Annotated in this window: 6 protein-coding genes; all 6 read right to left on the bottom strand. The window is 51.5% G+C overall.

Annotation, left to right across the window (positions count from 1 at the left end):
• On the bottom strand, positions 1 to 605 hold a 605-nt coding region (locus FC99_RS05780; protein WP_082617805.1), incomplete at its 3' end, for a TIGR01906 family membrane protein.
• Entirely contained in the window at positions 598 to 1,389 is a 792-nt protein-coding gene (locus FC99_RS05775) for a TIGR01457 family HAD-type hydrolase (RefSeq protein WP_048732024.1), read from the bottom strand. The genes FC99_RS05780 and FC99_RS05775, both read right to left, overlap by 8 nt.
• Before the next feature lie 12 nt (positions 1,390 to 1,401).
• Positions 1,402 to 2,124: a YutD family protein gene (locus FC99_RS05770; RefSeq protein WP_053083531.1), complete on the bottom strand. Its 723-nt coding sequence runs from the start codon at positions 2,122 to 2,124 to the stop codon at positions 1,402 to 1,404.
• Between the two features lie 5 nt (positions 2,125 to 2,129).
• Complete coding sequence (locus FC99_RS05765) at positions 2,130 to 3,518, bottom strand: bifunctional metallophosphatase/5'-nucleotidase (protein ID WP_048732026.1); 1,389 nt, start codon at positions 3,516 to 3,518, stop codon at positions 2,130 to 2,132.
• Between the two features lie 62 nt (positions 3,519 to 3,580).
• Positions 3,581 to 4,189, bottom strand: a complete 609-nt coding sequence (locus tag FC99_RS05760; RefSeq protein ID WP_048732028.1) for a metallophosphoesterase family protein — start codon at positions 4,187 to 4,189, stop codon at positions 3,581 to 3,583.
• Positions 4,190 to 4,201: 12 nt separating this feature from the next.
• Positions 4,202 to 5,050 carry an aldo/keto reductase gene (locus tag FC99_RS05755; RefSeq protein ID WP_048732030.1) on the bottom strand — a complete coding sequence of 283 codons (849 nt, stop codon included), beginning with the start codon at positions 5,048 to 5,050 and terminating at the stop codon, positions 4,202 to 4,204.
• Positions 5,051 to 5,625 lie beyond the last annotated feature (575 nt).

Here is a 5,625-nt window from a genome sequence, read left to right as displayed (position 1 = left end):
CCCCGCCAATACAGAATCCCCACGCCAATTTCAAATAACGCGAAGGCTAAGATGAAACAGTGAAGGAAAAATGTGTCTGGTAGGGCCGTGATGATCGGATCGAGGTCCGGATCAAACAACCAGTCGTTATTGCGAAAGAGGACCTTGTGAAAGGCCACGAAGAAACCGTTAAAATTGACCGCCATCATTGCCGCCAACACCAACGGGACCACTGCAGCAATCTGTGCCGAACGCAATAGTCGCCACTGTTCCGCGCGCTGATGGAGCTGGCGTAGATACAGGCCCGACGGAATCACCGTCACCAATAAAACGACGTTATTCAGCAAGAATAGGCGTTTCACGTCCTCAAAATGGATCATCCCCGTATATGACGTGGGAAAATCACTCATACTGAGATTAGTGACCCACGGAAGCTCGAGGTAGCCCAACATTTGATAATAATTATGCATAATACGGTTAGGCGACATCTGAACCAGATGCGTGATTCCTAACCAATGAATATCCAGCCGGTATAGCCAGACGGCATTGATGGTCAACGTAATGCTCAGTGTGATCAGGGCCAGCATTAAAACGGTCATGCCACCCCAACGATTTAACCTACTCACGCGGCCCCACCTCTAAATCCCAACGGTCCAGTGATGACACGGTATATGTCGGTTGAATCGGCTCTTGAGCGACCTGTTCCGGCGTTGAAACTCCCGTATAGACCAGCAGTGTGTCCACGTCAGCGTGAATTCCCGCAAGAATATCCGTCTGGTAGTTATCCCCGACCATTAGGGCGTCCTCAGGCGCGATTCCCAACTGAGCCAGCGAGTTCTGCAAAATGATTGGCTCCGGCTTACCGACAAAAATCGGCTGGGTCTGAGTCGCATACCGGACAAGGTCCACTAAGGCCCCTGCACCTGGCATCAACCCCCGCGCCTTCGGAATATTGGAGTCCGAATTCGTACCGATAAATGTCGATCCGCTGCGAATGGCTAGGACTGCTTTGGCAAATTTTTCATAGGTCACATCGCTATCCAGCCCCACGACCACGTAGCGCGGATGCTCTTCATCGACCGTGAATCCCTTGGCCATCAGCGCTTGACGTAACCCAATCTCTCCCACGACGTAGACGGTTCGTTCACCATCACCTGCGCGTTGATCCAAGTAATCAGCCGTAGCCAGCCCCGCCGTATAGACATTATCAGTCGTCACGTGAATATCGTGATTGTCCGCTAGATTGGCCACCACGTCCACGGGCAGTTTTGTCGTATTATTCGTCACAAATTTAAATGCCGTTCCGGCTGCCTGCAGACGCTCAACGAACCGTTTTGCCGCCGGGTAACGCTTCGACCCCGCGTAGACCGTTCCGTCCAAGTCGATCAAATATGCCTGATAATCTTTCACCGCAAACTCTCCCTAATCTTCTTTTTTCTGTCGAATGGTAAAATGACGCCGCCCCTGACCACCGGAAGCAACCGTCACGGTCTTGGTCGTCCGTTGCGCTGGCCTGGCCGTTGTCCGCCGCTCTTCTGTGTACGGATGCGCCGTATTCCGGTGACGGGAACGCCGCCGACGTCGATGTTGGCTGTTGTTATTATTGTTGTTATTGGCCGCAGCATGGTGTGGCTTTTCACCAGTGGTTGCTGTAGCGGTCTTAGGCGTCGCTCTGGTAGCCGTGGCCTTAGCAACGGGCTTGGCTGCTGTTGAGCGTGGTGCCGCATTCTCCGCTGGCTTACGTCGACGCCGACTCCGACGAGGCTTAGGTGCCGTTTTGACGTCCAAATTGTGCAGAATAAAGTAAGCACAACCAAAATTACACGATTCATACAGATAATCCTGCACCGAATCAATCTGATTTTGCTTAGCGCCTGCCCGGTCCTCTGCGTAGAATCCCTTAAGGCGTAACTGTTCGAATCCCCAGTCGCCCACAATATAATCAAATTTACTTAAAATCGTACTAAATCGTCGCGAAAACTCCGCAAAATCAAAACCGTCGCGGACGTCTGCGACCACCTCATAGGGATGGCCATTGATGGTCAGATGGGTTTCGTCCACCCGAACTACTTCGGCGGCTGGTTCTCGGTTCTCTCGTTGTTCAGCAACTAAGGCTTCTAAATCTTTGCGATCCACCGTCGTCATCCTTTCTACTTATCAGCTAACGGATAGTGGCGTGCCAAATACTTGGCAAACACTTCCCGCAAGAGATCTTGATATAAAATATGATTTTCTCCCACAATGGAAATGGTCGGGAAGAAGGGAATGAATAAATAATGATCCAATACGGCCAACTTATACTGCCGGTTGGGTGAAAGCGGCTCACCACGCCAAGTGACCTGGTGGGTCTGGGCATCGTAAGCAATGCCTAAATAGTTCAATTCCCCAAAGATCTTCCCCCGAAAACCCATCCCCTTTTGCGGAAAGCGCCGCAAGAAGAGCCGCATGAGCTCGAACTCCTGGACCAGCCGCCACAGGTCGTACCCATTTAAGGTGACCGTCATGACGTGCATGTTATGGGGTAAAAGGTCGTGTAACTGTCGTTGATTGACCACGCCACGAGGCAGGTCTTCCAGGAACAAGCCAGCGTTTAACACCGCAGCTTGGGTCCCCGCATGCTCCGCAATGGCGTGCAAGCCTTCTCGTACCAATCGGGGTTGCCCGATGGGGTCCGTCTCCATTGCCACGGGAAGGTCTGCCACCCGCTGCTCAGATAAAATGGACTCGCCAAGTTCTTGCAGGCCATCGATTTCGGCCTGATCCGCGGGCTGTTCCGGCAACGTCGCCGTTTCCACGACACTAGCCGTCGCCGATTCAACGGTATGGTCCGCCGTCACGGTCAACTCGATTTTGCCCACATAACGACCAAATTTACCGGCGGCGGCCAACAGGCTGTGATGGTCCTGCTCGCCATGAGGTAACAAATGGTGAGTGTGACTGCCAATAATGACCGTCACCTGGGGAAAGCGTTTAGCAATCTGGCGATCAACGTCTAATCCCAAATGGGACAACAGAACACAGGCGTCGGCCTCCTGATCGTATTTCGCCAACAAGTCACTGAGCGCCTGGTTCACCCCAATTGGTTCCCACCCTGCTAACGGATAGGTCAACTTGTACGGGGCGGTCAACCCAAGAACTAAGATCTTCATCCCCGCCTTGGTCGTCAACAACTCGTGATCAAGGGCCCACTTAGGCTGCTCGCGGGTGTCCTCAGTAAGAATATTCCCCACGATCACCGGAAAGTTGGCGTGATCATACAGGTGATCCAGCTGTGCCCGCATAAAGCCGAGGCCTTCATTATTACCGATGGTGACCGCATCGTAGCCGATCTGATTCATCAGCTCCACGTTCTTCTGCCCGTTCGTCGCTTCACTCACGGGATGGACCCGATCCACGTGATCACCAAGATCAAAGGTGAACACCGTGTGCCCCGCCGCCTGTGCCTGAGCCTTACTCGTCGCCAAATAGCGCCGAATGCGCGGCCAATTTTCAAAGTGCGAATGCAGGTCGTTCGTATGCAAGATGGTAATCCGTTCCATGTTCTCATTCTCCTCTTAACACTGATTTTAATCCTACGGCATCGGGGAGAAACGGTCAAGCGCTATTGCTTGTCGCGGAACTCTTGGGCCTTACCGGTCACCATCTGTTCGATCTCACTGGTGGAAAATGGTGTGCCAAATGGTACTTGCTCATCCAAATAGCGCTGTTCGGGGGTATCAACACCGACATTAATATTTTCTTTAACTGGCACCGCATAGTGATGAATATGACCGTGTAAGTTAATAATCTGGTTCACAATTCCCATCATCATTGGATAATGCGTCATGTAGTACTGCCGATGGTCATACTTGATCAGCACGCCCACGTCATGAAAGGCGAATTTAGGCTGCCCATGATCAATGGGATTGTGCGCGGCCAGGTACTTAAATAGTGCCCGACTGTCATGATTTCCCTTGATCAATTCCAGATGCCCATTCAACTGAGAGAGCACATCGGTGACCGCCTCATCCGATTTCACGGCCGGCTTCGTAAAGTACAACGCGATGTCGCCCAGATGATAGACGGTATCGGTTGGCGCCACGCGGGCATTCCAATTATCAATAATCGTTTGGTTCATTTCCTCCACGTTAGCAAAAGGTCGCGGGGCAAAATCATTGTCCCCTAATAGATCAGCGTGGAAAAAGTGTGTATCCGAGGTAAAGTATTGCATGTGAACTCCCCCTTAAAGGATATCGAGTGGTTGTTTACTTGTGGGTGCCGGAAATTGCTGGTCCAAGGCGGCCAACTCGGTAGCACTCAACGTCAGATCTGCGGCGGCAATATTTTGTTCCATGTGGGCCACGGAACTCGTCTGGGGAATCGCTAAGACTTGTGGATGCCGGACGACCCATGCCAGTAAGACCTGATAGATGGTGGCATGATGGGCTTGCGCAATCTGCTGAACGATAGGCGTCGTGGTCAAATGATGGCCCCAGGAATCTCCCTGAGCAATCGGCGAATACGCAATCAGTGGCAAATCGTGGTCACGTTGCCAAGGTAAGACGGCGTAGTCCAAGCCACGGCTACCCAAGTGATAGAGGTCTTCGTTGGCAACGGCTTGATCACCCCCGGGCAAAGCCCATAGCTCCTGTAGGTCGGCAATGTCAAAGTTGGAGACCCCCCACGACCGAATTTTACCGGTTGTTTGCAAGCGTTGTAGCTCAGCCACCGTTTCGCTCAATGGCACACTGCCGCGCCAATGATAGAGATAAAGGTCGAGATAGTCCGTTCGCAAGCGCTGGAGGCTCGCATCTAAGCTGGCTTCCATGCGGCGTTGGGAGGCGTTTTCGGGTAAGACTTTAGAAATCAGGAAAATATCTTCTCGTTTAAAGGGCTTCAACGCCTCGCCCACTAGATTTTCAGACTTGCCAGACCCGTACATTTCGGCCGTGTCCACGACTCGAGCACCAGCGGAGATACCGGCTTGGATCGCCGCAATCTCAGTTTCTCTTTGGGCTGGTCGTTCGCCCATGTGCCAGGTACCGATTCCCATGGCCGGAACCTGTTGGCCAGCAATTTTAACTTGTTTCATCACTTAACACCCCGTTTGAATTAGTTACCTTTATCGTAGCACTTCCGCCCTGCTTTCGCTGTTATCACGTTAGGAACCTCAGTGAAAAGTCAGTGAAGAATAGCCGCGCTCCCCAATTCCATTCAGATACCTCGTAAATTTATCCCCCGTCACGCCGTTAAAACATTTTCACGTATATCGTCCGCCAAATATAGTCTCGACTTAGTCAATGGCAAACGTATAGCTAAACTAGCTTCCTTAAAGATCTCACGTTGTCACTCAAACGACTAAAATATATACTGGTCGATTGTGCTGTTTCATCACCAATATTAACGAATTGCCCTATAGAAAGCCCGTCTTCCAACCTAAAACTATCGTTCGCCTTCAAATTGAGTTCAAAAAAAGAGGCACCCGTCACTGACTCATGCTAAGTCACCGACCGATACCTCACTATTTTCTATTTACTAAAGGTTGAAAGATAAAATATCTGTCTCGTCCCAGTATTGGCAAGGATTCGCACCGTTAAGATAGTGTGAAATGGCCGCACTCCGGCTGACAGGGATTCCGCCTGCTGTGGGGACGCTTCAGACTGGAAA

It is taken from the genome of Levilactobacillus koreensis JCM 16448 (assembly GCF_001435525.1).
Taxonomy (GTDB): domain Bacteria; phylum Bacillota; class Bacilli; order Lactobacillales; family Lactobacillaceae; genus Levilactobacillus; species Levilactobacillus koreensis.
This window is presented reverse-complemented; position numbering and strand designations above follow the sequence as displayed.

What these genes read in the sequence shown, in the direction of transcription:
- FC99_RS05755 (WP_048732030.1), bottom strand. Translation starts at nt 5,050, where the DNA reads ATGAAACAAGTTAAAATTGCTGGCCAACAGGTTCCGGCCATGGGAATC.
- FC99_RS05760 (WP_048732028.1), bottom strand. Translation starts at nt 4,189, where the DNA reads ATGCAATACTTTACCTCGGATACACACTTTTTCCACGCTGATCTATTA.
- FC99_RS05765 (WP_048732026.1), bottom strand. Translation starts at nt 3,518, where the DNA reads ATGGAACGGATTACCATCTTGCATACGAACGACCTGCATTCGCACTTT.
- FC99_RS05770 (WP_053083531.1), bottom strand. Translation starts at nt 2,124, where the DNA reads ATGACGACGGTGGATCGCAAAGATTTAGAAGCCTTAGTTGCTGAACAA.